At 68.3% G+C, this 26,574-nt stretch carries 24 protein-coding genes and 1 tRNA gene; 10 read left to right on the top strand and 15 right to left on the bottom strand.

The genetic code is table 11. From position 1 onward, the window contains the following. Window positions 1–225 precede the first annotated feature (225 nt). Window positions 226–840: a hypothetical protein gene (locus F0U63_RS34810; protein WP_395836772.1), complete on the bottom strand. Its 615-nt coding sequence runs from the start codon at window positions 838–840 to the stop codon at window positions 226–228. A 331-nt stretch (window positions 841–1,171) separates the two neighbouring features. After that, window positions 1,172–2,116, bottom strand: a complete 945-nt coding sequence (locus F0U63_RS34805) for an NAD-dependent epimerase/dehydratase family protein (RefSeq protein ID WP_395836770.1) — start codon at window positions 2,114–2,116, stop codon at window positions 1,172–1,174. Window positions 2,117–2,221: 105 nt separating this feature from the next. Between F0U63_RS34805 and F0U63_RS34800 the strand changes: the two genes are divergently transcribed. Continuing rightward, window positions 2,222–3,133, top strand: coding sequence for an AraC family transcriptional regulator (locus tag F0U63_RS34800; RefSeq protein ID WP_395836768.1), 912 nt, complete (start codon window positions 2,222–2,224; stop codon window positions 3,131–3,133). 139 nt (window positions 3,134–3,272) lie between these two features. Here the strand turns inward: F0U63_RS34800 and F0U63_RS34795 are convergent, their stop codons facing one another. The 3 genes from F0U63_RS34795 to F0U63_RS34785 are packed head-to-tail and all read right to left on the bottom strand — an operon-like array spanning window position 3,273 to window position 7,056. Next, window positions 3,273–5,420, bottom strand: a complete 2,148-nt coding sequence (locus tag F0U63_RS34795) for a xanthine dehydrogenase family protein molybdopterin-binding subunit (RefSeq protein ID WP_395836766.1) — start codon at window positions 5,418–5,420, stop codon at window positions 3,273–3,275. After that, window positions 5,420–6,436 (bottom strand): FAD binding domain-containing protein, encoded by a 1,017-nt coding sequence (locus F0U63_RS34790; RefSeq protein WP_395836764.1) that lies wholly within the window; start codon window positions 6,434–6,436, stop codon window positions 5,420–5,422. The genes F0U63_RS34795 and F0U63_RS34790 overlap by 1 nt, the downstream gene beginning before the upstream one ends. Continuing rightward, the gene (locus F0U63_RS34785) at window positions 6,436–7,056 is read right to left on the bottom strand and encodes a (2Fe-2S)-binding protein (protein WP_395836762.1); all 621 of its coding nucleotides are present in this window, start codon (window positions 7,054–7,056) and stop codon (window positions 6,436–6,438) included. The genes F0U63_RS34790 and F0U63_RS34785 overlap by 1 nt, the downstream gene beginning before the upstream one ends. Window positions 7,057–7,817: 761 nt before the next feature. Between F0U63_RS34785 and F0U63_RS34780 the strand changes: the two genes are divergently transcribed. The 3 genes from F0U63_RS34780 (at window position 7,818) to F0U63_RS34770 (ending at window position 10,643) form a co-directional block, all read left to right on the top strand. Next, window positions 7,818–8,828 (top strand): tetratricopeptide repeat protein, encoded by a 1,011-nt coding sequence (locus F0U63_RS34780; protein ID WP_395836760.1) that lies wholly within the window; start codon window positions 7,818–7,820, stop codon window positions 8,826–8,828. An 841-nt stretch (window positions 8,829–9,669) separates the two neighbouring features. Continuing rightward, complete coding sequence (locus F0U63_RS34775; protein WP_395836758.1) at window positions 9,670–10,149, top strand: hypothetical protein; 480 nt, start codon at window positions 9,670–9,672, stop codon at window positions 10,147–10,149. A gap of 368 nt (window positions 10,150–10,517) precedes the next feature. Further along, on the top strand, window positions 10,518–10,643 hold the full coding sequence (locus tag F0U63_RS34770) for a hypothetical protein (protein ID WP_395836756.1): 126 nt from the start codon (window positions 10,518–10,520) through the stop codon (window positions 10,641–10,643). A 12-nt stretch (window positions 10,644–10,655) separates the two neighbouring features. Here F0U63_RS34770 and F0U63_RS34765 read toward each other — a convergent pair whose 3' ends face one another. After that, the gene (locus F0U63_RS34765; RefSeq protein ID WP_395836754.1) at window positions 10,656–10,967 is read right to left on the bottom strand and encodes a hypothetical protein; all 312 of its coding nucleotides are present in this window, start codon (window positions 10,965–10,967) and stop codon (window positions 10,656–10,658) included. 106 nt (window positions 10,968–11,073) lie between these two features. Here F0U63_RS34765 and F0U63_RS34760 point away from each other — a divergent pair, with 106 nt between their 5' ends. Beyond that, window positions 11,074–11,679, top strand: a complete 606-nt coding sequence (locus F0U63_RS34760; RefSeq protein WP_395836752.1) for a protein kinase — start codon at window positions 11,074–11,076, stop codon at window positions 11,677–11,679. A gap of 172 nt (window positions 11,680–11,851) precedes the next feature. After that, window positions 11,852–12,307: a GNAT family N-acetyltransferase gene (locus F0U63_RS34755; RefSeq protein ID WP_395836750.1), complete on the top strand. Its 456-nt coding sequence runs from the start codon at window positions 11,852–11,854 to the stop codon at window positions 12,305–12,307. A 130-nt stretch (window positions 12,308–12,437) separates the two neighbouring features. Here F0U63_RS34755 and F0U63_RS34750 read toward each other — a convergent pair whose 3' ends face one another. The 7 genes from F0U63_RS34750 to rpsU form a co-directional block, all read right to left on the bottom strand. Continuing rightward, window positions 12,438–13,412 carry an NADP-dependent oxidoreductase gene (locus tag F0U63_RS34750; protein ID WP_395836748.1) on the bottom strand — a complete coding sequence of 325 codons (975 nt, stop codon included), beginning with the start codon at window positions 13,410–13,412 and terminating at the stop codon, window positions 12,438–12,440. A gap of 302 nt (window positions 13,413–13,714) precedes the next feature. After that, window positions 13,715–13,787 (bottom strand) — tRNA-Ile (locus tag F0U63_RS34745). Between the two features lie 53 nt (window positions 13,788–13,840). Then, complete coding sequence (locus F0U63_RS34740; protein WP_395836746.1) at window positions 13,841–14,161, bottom strand: MGMT family protein; 321 nt, start codon at window positions 14,159–14,161, stop codon at window positions 13,841–13,843. Between the two features lie 81 nt (window positions 14,162–14,242). Beyond that, complete coding sequence (rpoD, locus tag F0U63_RS34735; RefSeq protein WP_395836744.1) at window positions 14,243–16,402, bottom strand: RNA polymerase sigma factor RpoD; 2,160 nt, start codon at window positions 16,400–16,402, stop codon at window positions 14,243–14,245. Between the two features lie 89 nt (window positions 16,403–16,491). Continuing rightward, window positions 16,492–18,399 carry a DNA primase gene (gene dnaG, locus F0U63_RS34730; RefSeq protein WP_395836742.1) on the bottom strand — a complete coding sequence of 636 codons (1,908 nt, stop codon included), beginning with the start codon at window positions 18,397–18,399 and terminating at the stop codon, window positions 16,492–16,494. Between the two features lie 238 nt (window positions 18,400–18,637). After that, window positions 18,638–19,099, bottom strand: coding sequence for a GatB/YqeY domain-containing protein (locus tag F0U63_RS34725; protein WP_395836740.1), 462 nt, complete (start codon window positions 19,097–19,099; stop codon window positions 18,638–18,640). Window positions 19,100–19,187: 88 nt separating this feature from the next. Continuing rightward, the gene (rpsU, locus tag F0U63_RS34720; RefSeq protein ID WP_002621505.1) at window positions 19,188–19,382 is read right to left on the bottom strand and encodes a 30S ribosomal protein S21; all 195 of its coding nucleotides are present in this window, start codon (window positions 19,380–19,382) and stop codon (window positions 19,188–19,190) included. A 119-nt stretch (window positions 19,383–19,501) separates the two neighbouring features. Between rpsU and F0U63_RS34715 the strand changes: the two genes are divergently transcribed. Together F0U63_RS34715 and F0U63_RS34710 are read left to right on the top strand one after the other, a co-directional pair. Then, window positions 19,502–21,100: a HEAT repeat domain-containing protein gene (locus tag F0U63_RS34715; protein ID WP_395836738.1), complete on the top strand. Its 1,599-nt coding sequence runs from the start codon at window positions 19,502–19,504 to the stop codon at window positions 21,098–21,100. A 58-nt stretch (window positions 21,101–21,158) separates the two neighbouring features. Beyond that, a complete protein-coding gene (locus F0U63_RS34710; protein ID WP_395836736.1) occupies window positions 21,159–22,073 on the top strand; it encodes a GGDEF domain-containing protein in 915 nt (304 codons plus the stop codon). Between the two features lie 16 nt (window positions 22,074–22,089). Here the strand turns inward: F0U63_RS34710 and F0U63_RS34705 are convergent, their stop codons facing one another. Further along, window positions 22,090–23,004, bottom strand: coding sequence for a diguanylate cyclase (locus F0U63_RS34705; protein WP_395836734.1), 915 nt, complete (start codon window positions 23,002–23,004; stop codon window positions 22,090–22,092). Between the two features lie 76 nt (window positions 23,005–23,080). Next, window positions 23,081–24,124, bottom strand: coding sequence for an asparaginase (locus F0U63_RS34700; RefSeq protein ID WP_395836732.1), 1,044 nt, complete (start codon window positions 24,122–24,124; stop codon window positions 23,081–23,083). Window positions 24,125–24,194: 70 nt separating this feature from the next. On the opposite strand from F0U63_RS34700, the gene F0U63_RS34695 reads away from it, so the two are divergent. Beyond that, the gene (locus F0U63_RS34695; protein ID WP_395836730.1) at window positions 24,195–25,154 is read left to right on the top strand and encodes a DsbA family protein; all 960 of its coding nucleotides are present in this window, start codon (window positions 24,195–24,197) and stop codon (window positions 25,152–25,154) included. Window positions 25,155–25,161: 7 nt separating this feature from the next. Beyond that, window positions 25,162–26,574: a DUF4388 domain-containing protein gene (locus F0U63_RS34690; RefSeq protein WP_395836728.1), complete on the top strand. Its 1,413-nt coding sequence runs from the start codon at window positions 25,162–25,164 to the stop codon at window positions 26,572–26,574.

Genomic DNA, 26,574 nt, shown 5'->3' with positions numbered 1-26,574 from the left:
ATTCACGGTTGGAGTGGCTCGAAGTCGAGGTGGGAGAGACCGTCCACGAGCGTATAGGCGGAATGGGGGCGATGAGGAGGGAGAGGGCAGGAGCCGAGGGGGGAGAGGAGGGCTGCGGACGGGTGCCATGAGGGCTGTGCGCTGGGCAAGCACGGCGAGCAGGGCTGAGCCATCCGAGGGCGAGGGCCCCATGCCGCCGAGCGGGCCCTCACCCTCCGAGTGCTCCTAGTTCTTGCCCTCGGGAGGCATCTGCGCACCGCCGCTGGCGCCCTCGGGAGGCGTTCCGCCCCAGCCGGCCTCGACCATCGTCTTCCACTTCCACTTGCCGTCCCGCTTCACGAGCAGGGAGGTGTTGCGGCCGGTGACCTTCTGCTTGCCCTGGGTCATCGTGAAGTCGTCGATGACACTCACCAGCGAGTCCGAGAGGACGCTGAGGGTGTGCTTGTGGGTCACCTTCATGTCCTTCGGCATGTTCTCGAACATGGGCTTCATCATCGCGACATACGCCTCGCGAGTGTACTCCCCGCTCTCGGGCACACCCTTCAGGTCATCGGTGACCATGTAGATGGGAAAGTCGTACGTCGCGAGCGACGCCTCGAAGTCACCCTTCTTCTCGAGCTCCTCCTGCTGCTTGAAGAACTCCATGACCTCCTTCTTCGTCTGTTTCTCGTTGGTGGGCTTGCGAGCCCCCGCGCCCATCGCCTTCAGGTCCATCGCGGGCGCCTGCTCGGCCGTGGCGGCGGGCTTCTGAGCCGCGGGCTTCTGCTCCTTGTCCTGAGCCCAGGCAGCGGAGCCAGAGATCGCAACGGCCGTGACGCACACCAGAATCGTACGCTTCATGAATGCCCCCTTGTGTGGTGGGCGGCGGTGACTACTGGACCGCGCATGAAGCCGTCAATACCGCGGTGTGGAGGCCGTGCGAGGACATGACAATCAGAGGAGCTTCATGGACTGGGCCGCGAAGCTCTCGCTGCCCGATTGGGAGAGATGGTCCTTGAGAGCATAGGAAGGACAGGAGCGCTATGGGCTTGCCCCGGTTACGTGGCTCTCCCGCACTTTATGTGCTCCACCCGCTACGAGCAGGCAAGATTCTCTCGTACGGTTGGCCGAATGCCCGGGGGATGCACACAAACTGCGGGAGAGCCACAAAACCGGGGCAGGCCCACCTTGCTCAACGTGCGTTGCCCGCGCGCAGCCACGCGATGTAGTCCTCGGCCGCGCGCTGGGTGCCATAGGCGGGTTGGTAGCCGGTGTCTTGCTGAAGGCGGCTGATGTCGAGGTAGTTGTGAGGGGGCGGCCTGCCGGTGGGGAGCTCGAGCTGGGCGTCGGGAACGACAGTCTTGATCGCGGCGACGACCTCGGCATTCGTCGTCGCACGGCCGGACGCGACGTTGTACGTGCGGTAGTTCAGACGCTCTGCGAGTTGAAGGAGCGCGATGGCGCGGCCGGTGTCCTTGACGTAGCAGAGGTCCAGCGCGTTTCCCGCGTAGGCGGGAACGACGAGCCGGGACAGATCCGGCTTCGTGCCACGGACCGCCGCGTGGATGAGCGCGGGCGCGGGGAAGAACGGATCGTCGTGACCGCCTGGGCCCCAGGTGCCAGAGATCCGGTAGTTGATGAGCTCGATGCCGGTGGCGCCAGACAGGTGTTCGTTGAGCAGTTCGCCGATCTTCTTGAACGTTGGGATCAGGTGTGGAGCCGACATCGGCAGCGGCATGTCTTCACGGAGAGCGCCTTCGCTCGCGACACCGGAGTAGACGCCGATCGTACTTGCGACGCCCACGCGCTTGACGCCCCAGTTCTGGGCGGCCTGCACGATGTTCAGCAGGCCGCCGAGCGCCTTACGGGTAGCGTCGACGGGCGGCTCGGACGCCGGAGGCCAGGGCATGGAGCCCGCGAGATGCACGATGCCGGTGACTTCGTGGTGAGTGCCGACGTCGAGCAGCGACGCCAGATCGGTGACGTCCCCCTGTGCCACCGCCACGGGCAGATCGGCGAGTTGAGCCGGGAGTTCCCCGGTTCGGCGCTGGAAGAGGATGCACTTCTCGCCCATCTCGTGCAGCGCACGAACGGTGTGTGAGCCGATGAAACCTGAACCTCCGGTAACCAAGATCATGTGTCACTCCTTCGTAGAGGGGGGTCTTCAGCACCCAGAAGATAGGAGTCAGCGGCAGGACGTACTACAATAGGAAGTCCGCTTTTCATTTGCAGGAGTCCGGCCTTGATCGATCCGCTTGCCGAGGTAGTCACGCTGCTCCAGCCGGGCGCTCCGTTCTCGAAGCTCGTCGGCGGTGCAGGTCGGTGGAGCGTTCGCCGCGTGGAAGCCGGGGGGCCCTTCTACTGCGCGATCCTTGAGGGCGCGAGCCGCCTCGCGGTCGACGGACACGAACCGGTGATCCTCGAGAAGGGTGACTTTGTTCTGATTCCCTCGGCGTTCAACTTCACGGTGTCGAGCCTCGATCCGCCGAAGGGCAAGAGCGATACCGCGCACGTCGTATTGCCCGATGGTGAGGTCAGGCACGGCAATCCCAGCGGCCCGCCCGACGTTCGAATGCTGGTGGGCTACTGTGTCTTCGGTTCCCCGGATGCTGGCTTGCTGGTCTCGCTCCTCCCACGGCTCGTGCATGTTCGAGGGGAGCGACGGCTCTCCACCCTCGTGCAGCTCGTGAGAGAGGAGTCCCTCGAACGGCGGCCCGCCCGTGATGTCATCCTGGCTCGCCTCCTCGAGGTTCTTCTCATCGAAGCCCTTCGCTCCACGGCAGGGACCGCGGCGTCGCCGGGTCTCCTGCGCGGCCTCGCCGACGAGCGCCTCTCGGCCGCGATACGACGAATGCACGAGCGCCCGGCCCACGCGTGGACGGTCGCGCAGTTGGCGAAAGAGGCGGCGCTCTCTCGTTCGGTGTTCTTCGAGCGCTTCAACCGCGCGGTGGGCGTTGCCCCGATGGAGTATCTGCTCGGCTGGCGCATGGCCCTGGCGAGGGACATCCTGCGGCGGAAGGAAATCACTGTCGCCGAGGTCGCGGAGCAAGTCGGCTACAGCTCCGCGAGCACGTTCAGCGTTGCGTTCACCCGCTACGTCGGGTTGCCGCCGACGCAGTACGTGCGGCAGCACGTCGAATCAGCACGCCCGTGACGATGGATCGCTCACTTTCGGAGTCGTGCCCTGATGTCGACGTAGGCCGCTTCGATGAGCCCGGCGGCAGACACCTTGGCCGCCGAACTCGCCGTGCCACCTTTTCTGGCCTTTTCTGGGCGGGAGGCGCCTGGGGGGCCTACAGCAGGTCCTCGATCCGGATCGGCATCTTGCGCACGCGCTTGCCGGTCGCGTGGTAGATGGCGTTGGCGATCGCACCGGACGCACCGGCCATCGCCACCTCGCCCAGCCCCTTGACGCCAGTCGTATTGGTCAGCGGGTCGGGCTTGTCGATGAAGGTGACGTCGATGTCGCCCACGTCGGCGTTCACCGGTACGACGTAGTCGGCGAGGTCGCAGTTCAGCCAGCCGCCAAAGCGCGGGTCGACCTCGGTCTCCTCGCGCAGCGTCGCGCCAATCGCCCAGACGACGCCGCCCAGCACCTGGCTCGTCGCGGTCCTCGGGCTCACGACCCGCCCACAGTCGGCGACGCTGACGACCCGCGGCACACGCACCCGCCGCGTGCGCGGCTCGACGTGGACCTCGACGAAGTGGGCGATGTAGCTGAACGCCGTGAACGACGGATATTGCGGTCCCCACACCCCGAAGCCGCCCTGCCTGAGCACTTCCAGCACGTTGGGATCCTGCCCGGGCCCGACTTGCGACGCCTCGATCTCCAGGTACGGGCGACGCACCTTGAGGAGCCGCTGGTGCAGGTTGCCGGAGAGCGCGCGACCCGCGAACAGTGCGTCCGCCGCCTCGCGCATCTTCGCCGCGGCGGTGGCGGCGGCGGGGACGGCGCTCGCCGTGCCCGACGAGCCGGCGGTGGGGTGCTGCGGCGCGGCAGTGGTGTCGCCAATCAAGATCTCCAGCCGGTTGGGATCCAGGTCGAGCTCGCGCAGCAGCACCGCGGCGATCGCGGTGCGCATCCCCTGACCCATTTCGTGGCCCGAGGCGGCGTAGCGCGTCCTGCCGTCGGCGTAGACGCGCAAGGTCACCAGCGAAGGCGTCGTCATGGACTTATAGGCACCGCAGCCGATTCCCCAGCCGACCTGTGTTCCGTCGGGCAACGTCATCGACCCCGGCGCTGCGGTCCGCCGCTCCCAGCCGAAGCGTCGCGCCCCCTCGCGGATGCAGTCGTTCAGGAACCGCGACGACAGCGGCTTGCCATTGAGCGGGTCGGTCGTCGCGTCATGCCGCAGACGGAACGCGACCGGGTCCTTGCCGAGCTTGTAGGCGAGTTCGTCGACCGCGCTCTCGAACGCGAAGTGGGAGGGCTGAGGGAACGGCGTGCGCATGTAGCCCGGAGCCTGCGTGTCGATGCGGATGTTGCTGGCGGTGCCGAGATAGTGGGCGATGCCGTACATCTGCACCGTCGCCTCGTGGTACAGGGGGGGGAAGTCGCCCGTGCGCGACTGCTGGTGGTCGGCGTCGTACTGGACCGCGACCATCTTGCCCGCGTCCGCGCCAAGCTTGACGTGATGGCGGCTTTTCGGCCGGAAGCACGCGTTGTGGAAGATCTGCGCGCGCGGCATGACCAGCTTCACCGGGCGCCCGAGCAGCATCGCGGCGTGCGCGACGAGCGTGGTCTGGCGCTGAAACGCGCCCTTCTGCCCGAAGCTGCCGCCGACCGAGGGACTCTTCACTTCGATCAGTGAGCGGTCCAGCCGAAGCATGAGCGCGAGTACGGTCTTCACCGGGCCCGAGGACTGTGTCCCTTCCCACACGGTGAGCCTGCCATCCGACCATTGCGCGGTGGTGGAGAGCATCTCGATCGGGTTGTGGTGCTGCGCCGGGCTCACGTAGGTGTCGGCGTGCGATGTCGGGGCGGTCTCCATGGCGAGCCGGGCGTTGCCGGCCTCCACACCCGCGAACGGCTCGTGCGCCGCGCCGGTGCTGTCGATCAGCGGGCTGAAGGTCTGGTCGGCATAGGTCGCGCGCACCGCCTCGGCGCCCTCGATCGCGGCCTCCAGCGTCTTGGCGACGACCAGCGCCACGGGCTGGCCACGATAGGCGATCTCGCGGATGAGGGTCGGCGGCAGGGGCAGCCCCCCGCCCCCCTGGGGCGGGGGTGGGAAGTCGTCGGCGGTCAGGATGCGCACCACGCCGGGTACGCGCTCCGCCGCCTCGAGCGACAGCGCGGTGAGCTGGCCCTTGGCGATCCGCGCTGGCACGGTCATCGCGTAGAGCAGGCCCGGCAGGGGCACATCGGCGGCATAGGTGGTACGGCCCATGACCTTTTCGCGCGCGTCGACGCGGGCGCGGTCAGGGAAGGGGACGGTGGTCATCAGGCATTCCTCCCAGCGGCGATCAGCAGCGCGTCGGCGACGGTGCGCGCGCCGAGTTCGATCTTGAAGCGGTTGTAGTGGCCCGGCGTCGCGCCGGAGAGCGCCACGCGGCCCGCGGCGAGCGCGGTCTCGGGGGTGAGTGGCTGGCCGACCAGCGACTGCTCGGCGGCGGTGGCGCGCCAGGGTCTGGTCGCCACCCCGCCCAGGGCGATCCGCGCGCGGCCCACCCGGTCGCCATCCATCTCGAGCGCGACCGCGGCGGAGGCGAGCGCGAAGGCGTAGCTCTCGCGGTCGCGGATCTTGTGATAGGTCGACGCGCGTCCAGCGCGGGTCTTGGGCACGACGATCGCGATGATCATCTCGCCCGGCTGGAGCGTGAACTCCAGATGCGGGGTCGTGCCGGGCAGGCGGTAGAGGTCGGCCACTGGCAGCGTGCGCGAGCCGGTCGGACCGAGCAGCTCGAGGGAGGCGTCCATCGCCACCAGCGCCACGGGCCAGTCGCCCGGGCTGACCGCGGTGCACGCGTCGCTGGTGCCGAGCACCGCCTGGCCGCGGTCGATCCCACCGATCGCCGCGCAGCCGGAGCCAGGCTCGCGCTTGTTGCAGGGGAAGGTGCCGACCGCGGACGGGTTGCCGGTGCCGTTGCGGAAATACAGGCAGCGCGTGCGTTGGAGGAGGTTGCCCCCCACCGTCGCCATGTTGCGCAACTGCTGCGAGGCGGCCTTCCACAGCGATTCGGCGAGCAGGGGATAGTCGCTCTGCAGCGTGGGATTGGCCGCCACCGCGCTCATCGGTGCCAGCGCCTCGAACCGAAGCTGGTCGCCGCTGGTGTCGATCCGGTCGAGCCCGCGGATCGAGGTCACATCGATCAGGTGGCGCGGCCGGTCGATGTCGAGCTTCATCATGTCGTACAGCGACGTGCCACCCGCGATGTAGCGCGCGTCCGCGCCAGCGCGGCTGTGCGCGGCCACCGCCTCGGCGGCCGACGTCGGCCGGGTATAGGTGAACGGTTGCATCAGCCCCTCCCCATCTTGGACGCGGCGTCCTCGATGGCCGCGACGATGCCGACGTAGGCGCCGCAGCGGCAGATGTTGCCGCTCATGGACTCGCGGATGCGCTCGCGCGACGTGGCGTTGCCCTCGCGCACGCAGGCGACCGCGGCCATGATCTGGCCCGGGGTGCAATAGCCGCACTGCAACGCGTCGTGGTCGATGAACGCCTGCTGCATCGGGTGCAACTGCTCGCCGTTGGCCAGCCCCTCGATCGTCGTCACCTCGCGACCCTCGACCTTGGCCGCGAGCGTCAGGCACGACGCGACGCGACGACCGTCGACGTGGACGGTGCAGGCGCCGCACTGGCCGTGGTCGCAGCCCTTCTTGGCGCCGGTCAGCCCCATCCGTTCGCGCACCAGGTCGAGCAGCGATGTGCGCGTGTCGATCGCGACCTCCACCGCATGGCCGTTCACCGTCGTTCGCAGGTCGAGCGGGTTGCCAACCTCCGGAGGCGGAGGCACGGGGGCCTGCGGCGACAGAGGTTGCTCGCAAGCCAGCGACAGCGTCAGCAGCGTCGCGCTGGCGCCCAGCGCGGTCCGACGCGTGACTGTCAGGGGAGCCGTCGTGTTCTCATCGTCAGCCATGGCTGCCTTCTCTCCATTTCGTGTCGAGCACGCATGCGTTTCCCGAAGGGGGTACTCGGTATGACGTCTCTCTTGTTGCTTCTCGCGGTCGAGCGTCTTTCCCTTCCGCGCGCATCTCCTGCATGTCGTTCATGATGGGGGCGCCGTTCAATGAAGCCCGCGCTCCCCATGAAATGTTTCATTTGGTTCCGTTTCGAGAAGGTAACGATTCACGCGGGTTCTTGTGAACCACGGGATTCCCGACACACTGTCTGGTAGATGGAGACAATGAGCCGTGACCTCGACGCCCTCAAGGTCTTCGCGGGAAGGAGTAGGGAGGGAAGCTCACCCAGAAGTCTCCCCGCCGCCACCGAGCCGCCGCCTCTCGGAACGCCGCGATGAAGGCTCGGTACTGCTCGCGCAACTCCTTCAAGGCCCGGTGCATGGAGGCATGCCCCAACGGCCAAGGACTGCGCTCGAGCTGCTCGGGCCGGTGATGCGGGTGCTGTGATCGCCTCGCTCAACGAGGAGGGCCGCCAGGGCTGTGCGCCGGGCCGCCGCGCTGGGTTTTTGAGAGCCACCTGCGCGCGGGAGTCGAGATGCGGCTCCCTCTTCGAGTATGCTCAGGGGACTACCCATTCCAAGGGGGGACTGACTTGTCTGGATTTCGCGGAAGCGCCGCACGCCGGAGCGTGGGGCTGTGCGTCATCATCGGGTTGCTGGGTGCCTGTGCCACGGGGAGGCAGGAGGTCCCGTCAGCCCGGGAAACTTCGAGTTTGTCGGTGGAGCGGCTCACGGAGGAGTGCACGGGTGGCAATGCGCGGACGTGCGAAGCCCTCGGCCTGCGCTACGTGAATGGCAGCGGAGTCGCCCAGGACGAGGGCCGCGCCGCCGCGCTGTTCGAGAAGTCTTGCGAGGGAGGGTGGGCCAGGGGCTGCTACGACCTCGGCGTGTCCTACCTACGAGGCAGCGGGGCCCCCCGGGACGCAGGCCGCGCCGCCGCGCTGTTCGAGCAGGCCTGCTCGAGCGGGGTGACCGATGGTTGCAACAACCTTGGCGCGCTTTACGGCGAGGGCACCGGAGTGCCCCAGGACGAGCGCCGCGCCGCCGCCCTGTATGAGAAGGCCTGCGAGGGCAACAATGCCCTGGGCTGCGTCAACCTTGGCCGATTCTACCTGGAGGGCAGCGGAGTCCCCCGGGACGAGCGCCGCGCCGCCGCCCTGTATGAGAAGGCCTGCGAGGGCAACAATGCCCTGGGCTGCTACAACCTCGGCGTGAGCTATGATCAGGGCAACGGAGTCCCCGAGGATGTGCACCGCGCCGCCGCGCTGTTCGAGAAATCCTGTGAGGGAGGGGTGGCCCAGGGTTGTTTCAACTTCGGCCTGCACTGCGACAAGGGCAACGGAGTTGCCCAGGACGAGGGCCGCGCCTTCGCGCTGTTCGAAAAGGCCTGCGAGGGCGGATGGGCCCAGGGCTGCACCAGCCTTGGCATGTTCTACGACGTGGGCCGCAGGGTCCCCCGGGACGAGCGGCGCGCCGCCGCGCTGTTCGAGCAGGCCTGCGCGGGAGGGGATGGCCATGGGTGCTTCAACCTCGCCACGAGCTATGTGAGGGGCCGCGGAGTCGCCCAGGACGGTGACCGCGCCCTCGCGTTGTTGGCGAAGGCCTGCGAGGCAGGGAGTGCGCAGGGTTGCAGTGTCCTCGGCGAGCTCTACGAGCGGGGTCTGGGAGTCCCCCAGGACTCGGGCCGGGCCGCCGCGCTGAAGAAGCGGGCCGCCGCGCTCGGATTGTGATGTCGCACGCCGCCGCGGACCTCCAAGCCGCGGATGAGGCCCTCGGCGTCGCTCGCGTGATCGTCGTACCGGTTGTCCGCGAGGGGCTGACGCGTCATGGGTGAGCGAACTCGCTGGGGGCTGCAATGGGAACGGTGGATCGCACCGGTCGCCACCTCGCCCAGGGCGCCCTTCGACGTTTCTGCCCTCTACACAGCTTGGATCCTGCGTCTTCCTCATGTCACAGAGCAACGCTGCCGAGATCTCTATGTGCCATGCGTGCGGCGTGGCACATGCCCCGAAGAGCTATTACCACTGTGGATCGGCGAGTGCGTCGGAGAAGCCGCAGAGGGCGCCAGCAAATTACGCGTCCATGGGTCCGAATCGCGTCGACCAGACACACGAGTACGGCAGCCGCTGGGTGAGCGCGGGCGAGCCTACTCAGTCGCCCTGCGCACGCGACGGCTGCGGCAACGTTGAAGGCAACGTCAAGATCTTCATGGACGAGTCTGCAGGATTGGACGGCGTCAACGAATGCAGCGAGATCAAGTGCGCCAAATGTGGATGGTTTACGCTGTACAGATGGAGGGATGAGTTCTAATACCTGGGACTTCCCACGCAGGCTCTGAAGCGGGCCCCGGCCCGGGGACCACCCCAGCAGGCGTGGTGCTGAACCTGGCGCAGCCGCTGTCAATACGCCCCTCCTCTCCTGCCCTCACCCTCAACATGGCTTCTATCTCGCCTATACGCAATAAGCAGGATTATGTACAAGGCCGTTTGAATCTGTTAGACCTCTTTCCTCTATCATATCCCCCTCGGGGAAACCCAGGCCCGTTTGTGTAACGATTTGAGGAGAGAGCTCATGAAGCAGTTTCTATCGGGATTGGTGCTTTCTGTTGCCGTTGCAACTCCGGCTCTGGCTCAGCAGCAGGACGGTCCGTTTTCCAGCACTGCCGAGCTGGCGAGCTACTGGGCGACGCAGAGCACCAGCGGCGCGCTGACCCAGATTTATGTCAATGGACACAAGATCTACCAGAGGTCCGGTTTCGGTCCGGCGTTCGTCAAGCAATACTTCAACTGTGCCGATGGCAGCGGCATCAATGCTACATGTAACTCCATCTTCGATGGTTATACGACGGTGAGCGGTGCTGTGGGCACGTTCAGCACCGGGTTCACCGTCTATCTCGACGGCGCGCCGTATCGCAATGCCAGCCCCTATTACTACGCGAATATCAAGACCTGCTACGGCGATGCGAGCTTTTACGGTGCCGTGAAGTATTACATCGTCGAGAGCATGTACGACGGCTTCAGCCCGCCCTACCCGGGCAATAGCTGTTTCTAGCAGGCTGAAAAATCCGGTCGAGCATGCCGTGGTCTGCTTCCACTGCGGCTGTCTCCAGGTGGGCGTCCTGGACGAGCTCGTCGCCCAGCACCACCACCGGAGCATAAGAAGGACAGGAGCCCTATTGGGGGTCGCGGGCGGGAGCAGAGGGGGGGAGGAGAGGGAGGCGGACGGGTAGCCCATGAGCCGCACGCCGGGCGGGCGCAGAAGCGATTGAGCTCTAGCAGACACACGCCAGCCCAGCCGCCGCCTTGCCGGGAGGGGCGCGGCAGGGGCCAGGCGCTCTTGGCACTCTCGCCTGGGTGCTCGCGCGGCAGCCGGCGTTGGTTCCCGTGGTGGGGGCGAAGACCCGCGCGTAGCTCGAGGACGTGCTCGGTGCCCTGGCGCGGCCGCTGTCGAAGGACGACCTCGCGGCGCTCGAGTCGATGGTGAAGATCTCCGGTGAACGTTACGACCCGGCCCAGATGAAGCACCTCGACAACGAGCGCCGGTAGTTGAAAGAGGCCCTAAGCCCCTGCCTCCAGTTGCTCGAAGAACTCATTCAGCCAGCTCGGAGGTGGGGTTTGAGCGAGAGACACGCCATCTCGTTCAAAAACGAAGTCACCCGATTGGAGATCGATGACCGCCATGTGGGTGGCTCCATCGTCCCATACGGTCAACTCCCCCAGGCGCTTTCCACGCTCTACTCTCAATCGGGCTGAGGCTCTGGGGCTCTCGTGAACATCGAGGTCAACGGTCGCGCCCGACCCCCTGAGCGCCTCGCTCTTCGTGCGCAGCCATCGAACAAAATCGGCGAACGACCAGGAGGCGTTGCTCATGGAACGACAACTTGGCGGTCTCCACGAACGAGAGCAAGCGAATCCCCTGCGAACCGCTTGACTTCTGAGGTAAGCTCTCCGACTCATCTCGAAAGGAGAGGAAGGCGTGAGCGACACTACCCCACGAGAAGGTAGCAGACTGGGACCGTACCTCCTCGGCAGGCGCCACCCGGACTCGGATCCGGCCCTGGGCGACATCTACGAGGCGCATCATCTCGAGACGGGTGCTCCCGCCCTCGTGCTGGTGCCCAACCCCGCCACGCCTTGGGCGCCCCGTGCTTCCTGGTCCGTACGCTCCCTGAGCGAGGTCTCCCCTCCGTTTCTCGCGGTGGAGGTGGAGCGCACGCCAGGAGCTACCACCCGAGCGCTTCACGAGTTGACGCTGCTGCACATGCGCCTGTCGGGTGCCATGGCCTGCGTCGAGGATCGCGAGGACACCGCCACCTTTCTCTCCCGTGCGCCTCACGTCGCATTTCGCCCGCAGCCGCGCCGTCGCGCGCTCTCCATGGGGTTCGCCGTCTTTGGAGGCATGGTGTTCGGCATGGGGCTGTTGCTGCTCTGGCTCCAGTCTCATTTGCCCACAGTCGCGGCGCTGGATTCAGTGACTGTACAGACCGAGTCTGGCGAGCCCGTGATTTGGATCGACGTGTCGGCGGTCACCTCTCCCGGTACTGGCTACCCCCTGCCGTCCACTCCCATCAAGGGACAGTAAAAGCCACCCTGCCTCGAGGGCACTTTGGTGGAGATCAACGGCGGTTGCTGGGTCACTCTCGAACAACGTGCTCCCTGTCCCCGGAGCTCCGCCGAGTACCAGGGCAAGTGCTACATGCCCGTGCGCAATCCTCCACCCGAGTCTCGTTCCCTCCAGCCCTAAGCTGACCAGAATGATCCTCCGCGACGTCACAGATGAGGACCTTCCCATCTTCTTCGAACACCAGCGCGACCCAGAAGCGCTGCGCATGGCCACATTTCCATCGCGGGAGCGCGAGGCGTTCATGACCCACTGGCGCACAAGGGTTCTCCGCCCTGAAAACGTCACCCGCACCGTCGTCATGGGCCGCGTGGTCGTTGGGTACATCGGCAGTTGGGAACAGGATGCCAGGCGCCTCGTCGGCTATTGGATGGGTCGCGAGCATTGGGGCAAAGGCATCGCCACGCGGGCCCTCTCTGAGTTTCTCGTGCTCGAGCCCACCCGGCCGCTTCATGCGTGGGTCGCTCTCCACAACCTCGCGTCGATCCGCGTCCTCGAGAAGTGTGGCTTCCACACCATGCTCAACGAGAACCCGCATCACCCGGATGGAGTGGCCGAAGTCCTCATGAGGCTTGGTTCGACGGAGTGAGTGGGGCTCGCGCACGCCCGTCAACGACCGATGGAGCATCCCTCATTCGCTCCATCGGCCGAACATCAAAGCTACCTGCCTCCTCTGGCTCCGGCTTCGCCCCTGCTTGGGGGACGCCTTCCGGGGAGCGTCAGTTGATTCGCATCACGAACTTGCCCAGGTGATGCTTGAGCACCTCCTGCTGCGCCTTCGCCGCCTCCTCCAGCGCGTAGACGCGGCCAATCTCCATATGGAAGGGGCCGGCTTCGATCAGCTCGTTGATGCGTTCGAGGGACTTGGGGTTGGGGATGCCGTCGTAGGCCTTCGTCTGAACCCCTTCGGGCCCTTTCGGCGCGGGCTCCACGCCGTTCGGGTACGCGATGCGCCCTCCCTTGCGGACGTGGCGGAGCAGGGGCTCGGCGGCGTCACCCCTCGCCAGCACCAGCGCGGCGTCGAAGCCTTCTGGCGCGAAGTCGCGGCAGGCCTTCTCCAGGTCTCCCTGTTTGCCGTCCACCACCGCGTCGGCGCCCAGCCTCCTGACCAACTCCACGCCGTCCTCGCCGGAGGCGACCGCCAGCACCTTCGCCCCCATCCTCCGGGCCAGTTGCAGCGCGAGGTGCCCCAGGCCTCCACTGGCTCCGAAGAGCAGCAGCTTCTGCCCGGACTTGAGCTGGAGATGGTCCTCCAGGCCCTGGATGGCCGTGACACCGTCCCCCCCGAGCGCGGCGGCCTCTTCCACCGTCAGCCCCTTGGGCACCTTCGCCGCATGCTCCGCCTTCACCGCGACGTACTCCGCGTAGAAGCCTCCCTTGGGACTCATGAACGCGGTGCCGTAGACGGTGTCGCCGACCTTGCGGTCCTTCACGTTCTTGCCCACGGCGATGACTTCCCCCGCTCCGTCGGTGCCGGGCACGTACGGGAAGCGGGGCCCGCCGGGGACCATGTCCTTCATTTCGCCTTCGCGCTCCAGGTGGTCCCAGACTCCGATCCCCGCCACCGCGACGCGGATGAGGATTTCGTCGTCGCCACAGGCAGGCACGGACAAGGACTTGATACCCAGCACCTCCGGGCCGCCGAAGGTGTCGAGCGCCGCGGCCTTCATCTTGTCGGGAATGGACGATGCCATTGCTGTCACTCCTTCTTCCTTCTTGGGTTGAGCGGTACGTCCCCGAAAGGATGCGCATGCCGCGTCCGACGGTTGACGGGTCCCTTGCTGGGCGGGCGGCGGAGGCTGCCTTGACGAGTCTGGAGGTGTTGCGGATTGCCTGCCACGTCGAGGTGATTCGCCGAGGTCGCCTCGGGCGGCGGTCGCGCTCGACACGGGGACGGAGGGGTCACCTGGTGCCTGGGTGGCGCTGCTTCGGGCACCCACGGCGGGGCTGGGGAAATTCGCTGCCGCCAAGCGGGCGAACTCACGGAGGAAAGGGGTGGGCCCTCCTGGATTCGAACCAGGGACCAATCGGTTATGAGCCGACAGCTCTAACCGCTGAGCTAAGGGCCCTCGAACCTCGCGACGTCAAACGCTACAATAGCGCGCCGCGCCGGGAAAGCTCCTCAGCGTTTCACTCGCCAGCGGGTGCCCTCTCCCTCCAGCCGCACCCCCTCGGCCTCGAGCCTCCGGGCCTGCTCCACCGCCACAGCGGGCGCGAGTGTCCCGTTCGAGCGCAGCACCCGCCACCAGGGCACGTTCTCGAGCGTCTTCAACTCCCGGCCCACGCCCCGCGCCGCCCCCGGCCGCCCCGCGTAGAGCGCCACCTGCGCGTACGAGCGCACCTCGCCCCGGGGAATGGCGCGCACCGCCCGGCGCACCGCCTCGGGGAAGGGAAGGGGAGGCGCGGACTCCTCGCGGCGCGGGCTCTTCTTCTTCACGGCCATGGCGGACTCTCCTCCCGAAAGAACAAAGCCCCCGCGTCCACGAGGGAGGCGGGGGCTTCGGTGACCACAGCTGGATTCGTCCTAGCTCTCCACGAAGGAGCGCAGGCGCTTGGAGCGGCTCGGGTGGCGCAGCTTGCGCAGCGCCTTGGCCTCGATTTGACGGATGCGCTCGCGCGTCACCTCGAAGTCCTGGCCCACCTCCTCGAGGGTGTGGTCGCTCTTCTCGCCGATGCCGAAGCGCATGCGCAGCACCTTCTCCTCGCGCGGCGTGAGCGTGGCGAGCACCTTGCGGGTCTGCTCGGCCAGGTTCATGTTGATGACCGCGTCGGAGGGCGACACGAGGCTCTTGTCCTCGATGAAGTCGCCCAGGTGGCTGTCCTCTTCCTCTCCGATGGGCGTCTCCAGGGAGATGGGCTCCTTGGCGATCTTGAGCACCTTGCGCACCTTGTCGAGCGGCAGCTCCATCTTCTCCGCGATCTCCTCGGGAGTGGGCTCGCGGCCGATCTCCTGCACGAGGTAGCGGCTGGTGCGGATGAGCTTGTTGATGGTCTCGATCATGTGCACCGGGATGCGGATGGTGCGGGCCTGGTCCGCGATGGCGCGGGTGATGGCCTGACGGATCCACCAGGTGGCGTAGGTCGAGAACTTGTAGCCGCGCTTGTACTCGAACTTGTCCACGGCCTTCATCAGGCCGATGTTGCCCTCCTGGATGAGGTCCAGGAACTGCAGGCCGCGGTTGGTGTACTTCTTGGCGATGGACACCACGAGGCGCAGGTTGGCCTCGACCAGCTCCGTCTTGGCGCGCTCGGCGCGGCGCTCACCGGAGCGGATGGCCTCGTAGTTGCGGCGCAGCTCGCCCACCTCGAGGTTGGCCTCCTCCTCCACGCGCTTGATGTTGCGCGTGGCGGTGCGCACGTCGCGGTCGAGCGCCTCGAGCTGCTCGGGCGTGACGTTGAGCTTGCGCAGCGCCTTCTTCATCGCCTCGGGGTCTTCCTTGGCCTCGCGCAAGAGCTCGCGCATGGGCTCGATGGACATGCCGTAGCGGCGCTCGTGCTCGCGCAGCTCGCCCTCGGCCTTCTCCACGCGCTCGATGAGGGCCTTGAGGTTGCCGACGATGCGGTCGACCTGCTTCTTGTTCAGCCGCATCTCCTCCAGCACTTCCATCATCTTGGTGCGCAGGTCCTTCACTTCCTGCTTGAGCTCCTTGCGCTTGACGTCGGTGTGCTTCTTCTTGCTGGAGAGCTCGGCGTCGAGCACCTCGCAGTCCTTGGCGAACTTGCGGATGCGCTCGATCTGCTTGTTGATCTGCTCGATCTTGTTCAGCTCGCTCTGGGCGAGCTGCTGCGGCTGGGCCTCGCCCTCGGGGGTCTCCTCGGCGGCCTCGGCCTCCTCGGCCTCGCCCTGGGTCTCCTCGGGCGCGTCCTTGATGACGTCGCGCACGCGCAGCTTGCCCGTCTTGAGCTTGTTGCCGATGTCGAGGATCTCCACCATGGCGACGCTGCAGGCGAGCAGCGCGCGCAGCACTTCCTTCTCGCCGTCCTCAATGCGCTTGGCGATTTCGACTTCGCCCTCGCGGGTGAGCAGGCTCACGCTGCCCATCTTGCGCAGGTACAGGCGCACGGGATCGTTGGACTTGCCACCCGGCTCGTCGTCCTCGTCCTTCTCGTCCTCGTCGGCCTCGGCGCGCTCTTCCTCCACGGCGACGGTGGGCTTGATCTCCGTGTTCTGGGCGGCCTTCTGCGCGTCGACGATCTCGATGTCGTTGTCGCCGAACATGCTCATCACGTCGTCGATCTGATCCGACGACACGATGTCCGCGGGCAGGGCGTCATTGACCTCGTCGTAGGTGAGGAAGCCCTTCTCGCGGCCGGCGGCGAGCAGGTCCTTGACCTCCTTGCGGTCGGCGATGGGCTCCTCGTCCACCTCGTCCTCGACGGCGTCGGGGTCCACCTCGACGGCGGCGGCGGCCTCCTCGGCGGCCTCCTCGGGGTCGACGTCACCGTCGTCCACCTGGGTGACGGCCTTGCGCTTCTTGAGCGTCTCGGTGGCCTTCTCGGCGGCGGCGGCCTTCTCGGTCTTGTCGCTCTTGTCGGCCTTCTTCGCCTGGACCGCGGGCGTGGCGCTGGCGTCCGCCTCCTGAGCCGAGGCCTCCTCGGGAGACTTCTTCTTCTTACGGATCTCCGGGGCCACCTTCTTCTTGGGCTTGACGGCCACCTTCGAGGAGGGTTTCTGCGTCGGCATTCGGGTACTTCTCCTTAGAAAAACAGGGCCTTGGCCTGGAGCGAACCGGGCGATCTATCGCAAAGTGAAGGATTCTTACAAACGCGAAGTCAAACCGGTTGCATTGGGGACTTTGTTCCCGCAGGAAGGTGGGTTTCCTCCTCCACCCGTTTCTTGAGCGCCAGCAGCTCCATTCGCTGGGCGAAGAGCTGTTTGGCCTCCTCCGACAGGTCCATGGCGCCGGCGGTCTGGGCCGTCACGCGGCCGATGTAGTCCAGTTGGAGCTTGATCCGGCGCAGCATGATGGAGCGGCACACCTGGAGGAAGTAGTGCTCTAGGGCGGACCCCTGCAGGGAGGCGAGCTGGCGCATGGCGGCTTCCACGGCCCGTTTCACGAGATCGGGGGCCTCGAACAGGGCGTCCTCGGCCCCATGGCCAGAGGTAGCGTGGGCGAGGACCAGCCGCAACCCGGAGTGGGACAGCTCGTCATGGACGCGGAAGGTGTCGCGGGCGATGAGCCGGGGCTCGCGCAGGATGGTGGCGACGTAGAGCGCCTCCAGGGAGTCCGGGGGTTTGACGGGAGGGGGGCGCTGGGCGGGGGCGCCCGGAGGGGGAGCCCGGCCCGGGGGTGGGGCCCGGCCGGGAGCGGGGCCCGGGCGGCCGGAGGGGCCCGGGCGGGGCGCCGGGGTGGGGGGAGGGGGAGGCGCCTTGGAGCGCAGCGCGGACTCCAGCTCGGCGGCGGGCAGGCCGCACCAGGCGCTCAGCGCGGCGAAGAAGGCCGAGCGCACCAGCCCCACCGGGAGCTGCGCCGACACGGGCTTGAGCCGCTCGAGCGCGGCCATCTTCTCCTCGAAGCTGGCCTCCTTGCCCTGGGGCAGCACGGTGGAGAAGACGTGGGCGGTGAGGGGCCGGGCCTCGTTGAGCAGCCGCTCCAGGCCGGCGGTGCCCTCGCGGCGGATGAAGGTGTCGGGGTCATCCCCCGTGGGCAGCAGGGCCACCTTGGCGGCGGCACCCGCGGCGAGCAGGGGGCCGGCCAGGCGCTCCACCGCCGCCAGGCCCGCCTGATCGCCGTCGAGCAGGAGGAAGAGCTCCCGGGCCTCGGCGCGGCCGAGCGCCTTGAGGTGCCCCGGGGTGAGGGCGGTGGAGCAGAGCGCCACCGTGTGCTTCACCCCTTCCTGGTGCAGGGCGATGCAGTCGAAGTAGCCCTCCACGAGCACGGCGGCCTTGCGGCGGCGGATCTCATCGCGCGCCTGATCCATGCCGAAGAGCGTCTCGCTCTTGTTGTAGAGCCGGGACTCGCGGGAGTTGAGGTACTTGGGGCCCTCGTCCGAGCCCACCAGCCGGGCGCCGAAGGCGATGGGGCGGCCCTCGGGGGCGCGGATGGGGATGATGAGGCGGCCGCGGAAGAAGTCGTAGTAGCCCTCGCCCTTCTGGCGCCGGTTGACGAGCCCCGCGTTCAGGCCCCATTCCACCATGCCCGCCTGGGTGAGCTTGTCCACGAGCGACGACCACGCGTCCGGCGCCCAGCCGAGGCCGAACGCCCGGGCCGTCTCCTCGGAGATGCCGCGGCTGGCGAGGTAGTCGCGCGCGAGGCGTCCTTCTTCCTCCCACAGCAGGGAGCGGAAGTGCTCGGCGGCCAGGTCCGTGGCCTCCTTGAGCTGCTGCCGTTCCCGGGCGGCGGGGTCCTGCGCGGCCTCCAGGTCCACGCCCACCTCGCGCGCCAGGTCGCGGATGGCGTCGATGAACGTCTTGCCCAGGTAGCGCTGGACGAAGGCCACGGCGTCGCCGCTCGCCCGGCACCCGTGGCAGAAGTAGAAGCGCTTCTCGGGGATGACGTAGAAGGAGGGGGTCTTCTCCTGGTGGAAGGGGCAGCGGCCCTTGTACTCGCGTCCGGCCTTCTTCAGTTCCACGTAGCGCGAGACGAGGCTCACCAGATCCACCCGCTCGAGGACTTCCTGAATCTTGTGCTCGGGGATCACGAGATCCACCCCTTGCGGCCGGGATGCGCGGGCCGCCATGGTCCGCGCACCGACGCCCGCGGACGAGTATGGGAAGCCCCCCTGACACACGAGCAGCCCGCCACCGGAGGGCCACCGGCGCGCGTCCGGCCGGAATGCGAGATGAGGACGAGGAGGGGCATGTCGGCGCGTCACGTGCCGCCCCCCGGGGGAGGCGGATCGCAAACGGGGACTACCCTTAACGGCCGATCAGGGGCCGGGCAAAAAATCGCCCGGCGCCAAGCTCGAGGCCTGGGGCTCAGGACAACTTGGACAGCTGGCTCTTCACTTCCTCGGAGATGGCGCGGCCCTCGGCGCGGCCCTGGAGCTTGGGGGTGAGCAGCTTCATCACCGCGCCCATGTCCTTGGCGCTCTTGGCACCGGCCTCGGAGATGGCGGCCTGGACCGCGGCGCGCAGCTCGTCCGGGGTGAGTTGCTGGGGCAGGTACTTCTGGAGGATGGCGATCTCCTGCTCCTCCTTCTCGGCCAGGTCGGCGCGGCCACCGGCCTTGAACTGCTCGATGGAGTCGCGGCGCTGCTTGATGAGCGTGCCGATCACCTGGAGGATGCCCGCCTCGTCGAGCGGACTGGTGGCTCCGGGCTCCACTTCCTTGTACTTGACGGCGCTCTTGATCATCCGAATGACGCTGGTCGCGGACTCATTCTTCGACCGCATCGCGTCCTTGAGGTCGGCGTCGAGGCGCTCTCTGACGGTGGCCATACAGGTCTCCAGGCGTGTGGGGGAGGGTGCTGAAAAGACGGAAGCCAGGGCGCGTACCTGACGCAGGCCCTGGCTCCCGGTGGGGCGGCTAGTACGTCTTGCGCGCCTTCTTCACCGCGCGCTTCTTGGCCGCGAGAGCCTTCTTCTTCCGCTTCACGGAAGGCTTCTCGTAGTGCTCGCGCTTGCGGATCTCGGAGAGAATTCCAGCCTTCTCGGTGGCCTTCTTGAAGCGCTTGAGAGCGCTCTCGATGGACTCGCCGTCCTTGACTCGAATGCCGGGCATATCGTCACCTCCTTCCGGATGCGTTGAGGGTTGGGGGGCGCCGATATGACGCAGCGGCGGTGAAAACGCAAGGACGCCCTCGGAAAAGGATGGGGCGGCTGCGCTAGAGTGCACCCCCCGTGACTGCCTCCCTCCTGCTGCTGCTCCTCCTGTCGGCCGGTCAGCCTGGTTCCCAGGGGGCGACGGGGTGCTGGACGGCCTGCCAGCGCCACGTGCAGGACCCCGCCCTGCGCGCCCGCGTCTGCCGCACCTGCCTCACCTCGGGCCGCGCCGAGGGCTGGCTCCTGGAACTGACCGGGAGCCCCGAGCCCGCCGCCCAGGCCGCGCTGCGCTCGGCGCTGGGGGACCCGAACTGGCGGGTGCGCTGGGGGGCGGTGCGGGCCCGGGCGAAGCTCCAGGGCGTGCTCGACCGGCGGATGCTCGCCGACTGGGTGAGCGACATCCCCGCCCGGGACGAAGTGGTCGCGTGTGTCACGGCCGCCCGGGCCGCCGCCGCGGCGGGCGCTTCCACGGCGTCCTTCTTGAAGGACGCGGGCGGGCGGGGACCCGCGGCCGCCGCCCGTATCTGGGAGAAGCGTGACGCGGTGCGTCGGGTCCTGGAGATGGAGGTGTACGCCGAGGACGCGGCGCTCCGGGGCGAGGCGCTGCTGCACCTGGCCACCTTCCTTGGCCGGACACCCGCCCGGGTGGTGCTGGAGGCCATGGCCCAGCGTCCCGAGTTCGCCGATGCCGCCCCCGCCTCCGCGCTGCTCTGGGTGGCGGACAAGCAGAACACCTCCGTGGGCCGCCTGCTCCTGCTGGAGGCCCGGCAGTCCTCGGATCAGCCCCTCATCAACCGCCTCTTCGCCGTGTACTCCCAGGAGCTGGAGGCGCTGCAGAAGGGCCTGTCCACGCCGGATGTCGCCTCGCGGCGCGCCAGCGTGCAGTCCCTGCGGCTCTACGGCCCCCTGGCGCGGCGCGAGCTGGAGCGGGCCCTGGGGGACGAGGACTCCGGCATCCGTCAGATCGCGGCGCGGGCCTTCGCCCAGGCCGAGGGCCTGTCTCTCACGGAGGCGGCGGGCCAGTGGCTGCGGAGGGCTGACGCCGAGCCCGCCACCCGGCGTGCCTGGTGGGAGGTGGCCGCGGCGGACAAGAAGTGTGACGCCTTCCTCCTGGAGCTGGCGCGGGACACCCGGCTTTCCCCCGTCACGCGCGGTGAGGCGGTGGCGAAGCTGTCCGAGTGCGAGAAGCTCGCCAGGCGCCACTTCGATGAGGTGTCCACCTTCCTCACGGACGCGCAACCCCAGGTGCGCGCGGGCGCGGTGCGGGCGCTCGCCCAGCCGCGCTCGGCGCTGGGGGATGGCGCCGTCGCCGCCGCGCTCGAGGATGCCGCGCCGGAGGTGGTGGTCGCGGCCCTCTTCGTGGTGGGCCAGCACCGCCAGAAGGAGCGCGCCGAGGACGTGGTGGCCCTGCTGGACGCGGCGTCCCCGGAGGTGCGGCAAGCCGCCATCGAGGCCCTGGAGCGCCTGGGCCGCGCGCAGGATGTGAAGCCCCTGGCGCGGGTGCTGAGCGAGGACCGCGTGGCCGCGGTGCGCGTGGCCGCGGCGCACGCCCTGGGTGTTCTGGGAGGGCCGTTCGCCGCCTCCGCCCTCAGTCAGGCCGTGTCCAAGGATTCCGACTCCCATGTCCAGCACGTGGCGCGGCGAGGCCTGGTGCGGCTCGGCTTCAACCCTCCCTAGCTTCTCCTTGCCGCCATCGAGGGCCTGTCTGTAGGGTGTGATGTCTGGAGAGGTGAGCATGAAGGTGACACGAGCCATCGTCGTCGAGCCGCGAACCGCTGGGCGCCGCAAGCTGACGGAGGGCCTGGAGAAGGCGGGCCTCGAGGTCTTCGCGGCGGCGGAGTGGGGCGAGGAGTCGAGCCGGGCCCAGGTGGTGGTGCTGGGGCCCTCGGTGGAGGAGCCCGCGAAGGTGGCGCGCAAGGTGCGCGCGCGGCTGCCGGGGGCGCTCGTGTTGCTCGCGCGGGAGGAGCCGGGCAAGGCGCCGGGCTTCGCCGATGGCGTGCTGCCCCTGCCGGTGTCCGCGAAGGATCTCCAGGTGCGGCTGCCGGAGCTGGTGAAGCTGCGGACGCTCTCGCGCGGCGCGCCCGCTCGCAAGGGCCGGTCCGCTGGGGTGGCCGAGGCGGTGCGGCTGCCGTCCGAGGGGCTGTTGGATCCCCTCACCCAGTTCTACGCCTTCCCGCACTTCAAGGACCTCGTCTTCGTGGAGGTGAAGCGCTCGCGGCGCTACGGCCTGCCGCTGGCGCTGGCGCTGGTGGCCTTCGATTCGCTGCCGGTGCAGGTGGACCGTGGCTTGCGCGAGCAGCTCCATGGAGGACTGGCGCTCGCCATCCGGCGCTCGCTGCGCGACACGGACTTCCCGGTGCAGTACTCGCCGGACCGCGTGCTGTTGCTCCTGCCGCACACGGACCTGGCCGGCGCCCAGACGGTGGCGCGCCGCGTGTGCGAGCGCGTGGCCCGCTCCAGCCTCGCCTTCGATGATCAGGTGCTGCGGCCCACCGTGTCCGTGGGGCTGTCCGCGCTCGCGCCGGGACGGGACGAGTCCTTCTCGGACATGGTGCGCCAGGCGCAGCGCTCGCTGGACGCGGCCCGGGCGGCGGGGGGCAACCGGGTGGAGATGCTCGCGGAGACGGCCGGACTCGAGGCCGGGTCCTGACGCGGCGCCGGAGGGCTCAGGAGCCGCTGACGGCCTTGCCGTCCACGCGGTTGCGGCCGCCGCGCTTGGCCCGGTAGAGGTACTTGTCCGCCGCGGCGATGATGTCCTCGGCCTGGGCGTAGTCCGAGTCGTGCAGCGTGGCCACTCCCAGGCTGATGGTCACCTTGATGGGGGTGCCGCTGAAGATGAAGTCCGTGCGGTCCACCGCCGCGCGGCAGCGCTCGGCGCACGACATGGCCTGCTCCTCGGCGGACTCGCGCAGCATGAGGGCGAACTCCTCGCCGCCGTAGCGCGCGAACAGATCCTCGGTGCGCACCGTGTCGCTCACCCGCTGCGCGATGCGCGTGAGCACGTAGTCGCCTGCCGGGTGTCCGTACACGTCGTTGATCTTCTTGAAGTGGTCCACGTCGAACATCACCAGCGACAGGGCCACCCGGTGACGCAGGCAGTAGGCGAACTCCTTGCGCAGCGTCTCCATGAAGTACTTCTTGTTGTACAGGCGCGTGAGCCCATCTCGCGTGGCCGACTCGTAGATGCTGCGCTGGTAGGCCTCCTCCAGCTGATCCTGGATGGAGAACTTGAGCACCGTGTTGGAGCCGATCTGGATCTTGTCGCCATCGTAGAGCGGCGCGGCGCTCACCTTCAGGCCGTTGAGGAACGTGCCGTTGGTGCTGCCCAGGTCCACGAGCTGGAAGCGGCCATCCCCGAGCGACACCACCTTGGCGTGCTTGCGCGAGATGCCATCGTCCTCGACCTGGAACTGCGCCTCCACGCTGCGGCCGAGCACCGTCTCGGAGCGATCCAGCTTGAACATCCGCCCGATGCCGGAGGCCGACTTCGCGCTGATCACGATGAGATACGCGCTCTGCTGTGGCGCGGCGGCTCCCAGCAGGTCCGAGATGGAATGGACGGCGGTCTTCTCGTCGGACATCGTGCCCCCCATCTTATGGGTCGAGGATTGGTAGCAGCAAGCAGACCTCGGGCCACCCGCCCCGCCATGATCCCTCTTAACGGGCGCGTCTCGACTTTTTGGCCGGAGTCCCGTGAACATTCGTGGGGCGATCGGTCATCTCGCCGACAATCGGCGTCTGGATGAACCGTGCCCGCGCCTCCTTGTCCTGGTGGTAGGCGAGCCCCTGCATGAGCTTCACGAGTGCGGCCGAGGGCGTCATGTCTCCCCCGCTCAACGCCCCCTCGGCGAGCGCCGCCGCGCCGGATTCATAGAGGGAGAGGTCCACGCCGTTGCGGTGGGCCTGGCTCACCACCACCACCGGCACGTCCCGCGCGCGCGCCTCGCGGAACAGCGGCAGCAGGGAATGGCCGAGCGTGGGATCCAGGGGGTAGTTGCCCGCGCCATAGGCTTCCAGCACCAGGCCGCGCACCTGGGGCAGGAGCGCCAGGGGCAGCGCGGGATCCAACCCCGGGAACACCTTGAGGAGGAAGACGCGCGACTCGAGCCGCTCGCGCAGGCGCCGGGGGCCCTTCTGCCTGAGACCTGGAGCGAAGAGGGCCTCCACTCCAAGCGTGCCGAGCAGGGGGCAGTTGGGGCTGTCGAAGGCGTCGTACTCGGCCACCTTCACCTTGCGGGCGCGGTTGCCGCGGTAGAGATGGGAGTCGAAGCAGATGCTCACCTCGGGCGGGCCCTGTAGGGCGGAGAGCACCGCGTCGATGAGGTTGAGCCGCGCGTCCGAGCGCACCTCACCCAGGGGGCGCTGCGAGCCCGTCATCACCACGGGCTTGTCCAGGCCGGGCAGCATGAAGGAGAGGGCGCTCGCGGTGTAGGCGAGCGTGTCCGTGCCATGGGTCACCACGGCGCCATCGAAGTCGGGCAGCCGGCGGTGCAGGTGCGCGGCGAGCCGGCTCCACAGCTCGGGCTGCATCTCCGAGCTGTCCAGGTTGCAGAAGAGCTCCAGCTCGATGTCGGCGAGCTGGAAGAGTTCAGGACAGCGGGACTTGAGCGTCTTGAAGAAGGCGGCGGGGCGCAGCGCGGACGGCCGGCCTCCGGCCATCCCCAATGTGCCGCCCGTATGCAGCAGGAGGAGTCTGGGCATGGGACAGGGCCCTTCCCTGGCAGAGCCAGGGTTGCTTTACAAGCCTCGCGCGCATGGCTAAACCGGCGATGTGCTCCCCGCTCGCCGCAACCGCGTCCTCCTGGCTCTCACCCTGGCGCTGACGGCTCTCGCCGGCGCCCCCTCCTCCGAGGCGGCTCCGCCGACGCCCCCGGCCCCGTCCAAGCCCGCCGCTCCCACGCCGCCCGGCGCCTCCGGGACCTCGGCCCTCCAGGGCATTCCCGGCATGGACTTCTCCGCGCTGTCGCCCGCGGCCCAGCAGCAGCTGGCCACGGTCCTCTCGGATGAATTCTGCTACTGCGGCTGCCCCCACACGCTCGGCCAGTGCCTCAAGGGGCATACGAGCTGCCAGCATGCCAAACGCATGACGCGGCTCGCCGCCCGGCAGGCCGCCGCGGGCGTGCCGGCCACCGACATCATCGTCGCGCTGTCCGAGTACTACGCCTCCTTCCGCGCGCCCCGGCAGAAGTTCGAGGTGGACCCGCGCATGTGCACGGGGGACGCCAAGGCCCCGGTGACGCTGGTGGAGTTCTCCGACTTCGAGTGCCCCTACTGCGGCAAGGCCCGGCCGGTGCTCGAGGCCTTCGCGAAGAAGAACGCCACCAAGGTGCGCTTCTGCAACGTGCCCTATCCGCTGCCCATGCACCCCAACGCGGTGCCCGCCGGCCAGGCGGCGCTCTGGGCGCGCGACCAGGGCAAGTACTGGGAGATGCACGACGCGCTCTTCGAGAACGCCCACCGCCTGTCCACCGCCACCATCGTGGAGCTGGCCAACAAGCTCGGCCTCAAGGGCGCCGAGTTGCAGAAGGCGCTCCAGGCGGGCACCTACGCCCAGGAGCTGGAGAAGTACAAGTCCATGGGCACGCGCGCCAACATCCGCGGCACGCCCAGCCTCTTCTTCAACGGCCGCTTCAACGATCTGCAGCTGGGCCTCACCGAGGAGATGCTCTCGCACGCCCTCGAGGACGAGACGACGTGGCGCGCCAACAACAACGCGTGGGCCGCGGACTGACGGGCTCATGAGCGCGCGCTTCCGCATCGAGGGCTCCCAGCTCGTCCCCGACGAGCGGCCCGGAGTGTCTCCGCAGTCGCCGTCCGGACTGGCGGGCCGCGCGGGGTCCTACATCCTGCAACCCACCTCGCCGGATCTGCTCGTCTTCTCGCGCTCGCCCGCGGAAGGGGGCTCGCTGCCCACGCCCCGCGTGGTGCTCTCCGGGGACGCGGCCGGCTTTCCGCTGTCCGATCTCATCGCCTTCCTCAGCCAGTCGCGCTGGAGCGGCATCGTGCGGGTGCAGGCCCCCAGTGGCGAGCGCTCGGTGGTGATGCGCGAGGGCGAGGTGCGCGGGGCCACCTCGGACGTGGCGGCGGACCGGCTCGGCGAGGTGCTCGTGCGCCTGGGCTACGTGGACCGCTCCCAGCTCGAGGCCGTGCTGCGCGAGCAGCCTCCCTCCAAGATTGGCCGCACCCTGGTGGAGCGGGGCCTGTTGCAGGCGCATGATCTCTTCCGGTGCGTCACGCACCAGGTGAGCGAGATCTTCCACTCCATCGTCCTGTGCCGCGAGGGCAGCTTCTTCCTCGTGGACCAGCCGGTGGAGGACAAGCTCGGCCACAACATCCAGCTGTCCACGCAGAGCCTGCTCATGGACAGCATCCGGAAGATCGACGAGCTGGCGCACTTCCGCAAACGCATCCCCCACAGCCGCCTGTACGTGCTGCGCAAGGGGCCGACGTTCGCCAAGCTGGATCCGGACGAGGATCGCGTGCTCGGGCTGGTGGACGGGCGCCGCACGCTGCTGGAGCTCGGGCAGGCCAGCCGCTTGTCCGAGTTCGATGTCACCAAGGTCGTCTACGGCCTGTTGGAGGGCGGCTTCGTGAGCCTGTCCGACAAGGCCCTGGGCAGCCCGGTGCCGTCGATGTCCGGGCTGCCGGCGGTGCGCCCGCGCAGCATCATGGGCATCCCCGTGGTGCGCCCCTCCTCCACGGGCATTCCGGCGGTGCGCATGAGCCAGTCCGGCATCCGCGCCATCACCGCGCACCAGGAGCCGCCCCCGGTGGTGGCCGTGAGCGAGGTGGTGAGCGTCTTCAACCGCATCTTCCGGGAGATCTCCACCGAGGTGGCCAAGCAGGGGCTGGCGCGCGAGTTCATCGCCTCGGCCAACGCCGCGCTGTCCGGTCAGGCGCTGTCGTCCTCGCCGGTGCTGGCGGGGCTCGCCTTCGCCGCGGATGGCAGCCTGTCGGAGACGAAGCTGCGCGAGGCGTACGAGCAGCACCGCGGCTCGATGGGCTCGGAGCCGGTGGCCGCCTTCCGCCAGGCGCTCAGCGACGTGATGTTCTTCCTCCTCTTCCAGGCCGGAGAGCTGCTCGAGTCGCGCGCCGACGAGGATCTCGCCCGGCGCGTGAAGGACATGCTCTCCACGCTGGGAGGCGGGTGA

Origin of the sequence: Cystobacter fuscus (genome assembly GCF_044360685.1) — a bacterium.
GTDB lineage: Bacteria > Myxococcota > Myxococcia > Myxococcales > Myxococcaceae > Cystobacter > Cystobacter fuscus_C.
This window is presented reverse-complemented; position numbering and strand designations above follow the sequence as displayed.

Bases quoted from the DNA above. Each gene is read 5' to 3' on its own strand.
- F0U63_RS34805 (WP_395836770.1), bottom strand. From the start codon at position 2,116: ATGATCTTGGTTACCGGAGGTTCAGGTTTCATCGGCTCACACACCGTT.
- F0U63_RS34750 (WP_395836748.1), bottom strand. From the start codon at position 13,412: ATGGCATCGTCCATTCCCGACAAGATGAAGGCCGCGGCGCTCGACACC.
- F0U63_RS34810 (WP_395836772.1), bottom strand. From the start codon at position 840: ATGAAGCGTACGATTCTGGTGTGCGTCACGGCCGTTGCGATCTCTGGC.
- F0U63_RS34795 (WP_395836766.1), bottom strand. From the start codon at position 5,420: ATGACCACCGTCCCCTTCCCTGACCGCGCCCGCGTCGACGCGCGCGAA.
- F0U63_RS34765 (WP_395836754.1), bottom strand. From the start codon at position 10,967: ATGAGCAACGCCTCCTGGTCGTTCGCCGATTTTGTTCGATGGCTGCGC.
- F0U63_RS34790 (WP_395836764.1), bottom strand. From the start codon at position 6,436: ATGCAACCGTTCACCTATACCCGGCCGACGTCGGCCGCCGAGGCGGTG.
- F0U63_RS34775 (WP_395836758.1), top strand. From the start codon at position 9,670: ATGAAGCAGTTTCTATCGGGATTGGTGCTTTCTGTTGCCGTTGCAACT.
- F0U63_RS34725 (WP_395836740.1), bottom strand. From the start codon at position 19,099: ATGGCCACCGTCAGAGAGCGCCTCGACGCCGACCTCAAGGACGCGATG.
- rpsU (WP_002621505.1), bottom strand. From the start codon at position 19,382: ATGCCCGGCATTCGAGTCAAGGACGGCGAGTCCATCGAGAGCGCTCTC.
- rpoD (WP_395836744.1), bottom strand. From the start codon at position 16,402: ATGCCGACGCAGAAACCCTCCTCGAAGGTGGCCGTCAAGCCCAAGAAG.
- F0U63_RS34785 (WP_395836762.1), bottom strand. From the start codon at position 7,056: ATGGCTGACGATGAGAACACGACGGCTCCCCTGACAGTCACGCGTCGG.
- F0U63_RS34690 (WP_395836728.1), top strand. From the start codon at position 25,162: ATGAGCGCGCGCTTCCGCATCGAGGGCTCCCAGCTCGTCCCCGACGAG.
- F0U63_RS34700 (WP_395836732.1), bottom strand. From the start codon at position 24,124: ATGCCCAGACTCCTCCTGCTGCATACGGGCGGCACATTGGGGATGGCC.
- dnaG (WP_395836742.1), bottom strand. From the start codon at position 18,399: ATGGCGGCCCGCGCATCCCGGCCGCAAGGGGTGGATCTCGTGATCCCC.
- F0U63_RS34755 (WP_395836750.1), top strand. From the start codon at position 11,852: ATGATCCTCCGCGACGTCACAGATGAGGACCTTCCCATCTTCTTCGAA.
- F0U63_RS34740 (WP_395836746.1), bottom strand. From the start codon at position 14,161: ATGGCCGTGAAGAAGAAGAGCCCGCGCCGCGAGGAGTCCGCGCCTCCC.
- F0U63_RS34710 (WP_395836736.1), top strand. From the start codon at position 21,159: ATGAAGGTGACACGAGCCATCGTCGTCGAGCCGCGAACCGCTGGGCGC.
- F0U63_RS34705 (WP_395836734.1), bottom strand. From the start codon at position 23,004: ATGTCCGACGAGAAGACCGCCGTCCATTCCATCTCGGACCTGCTGGGA.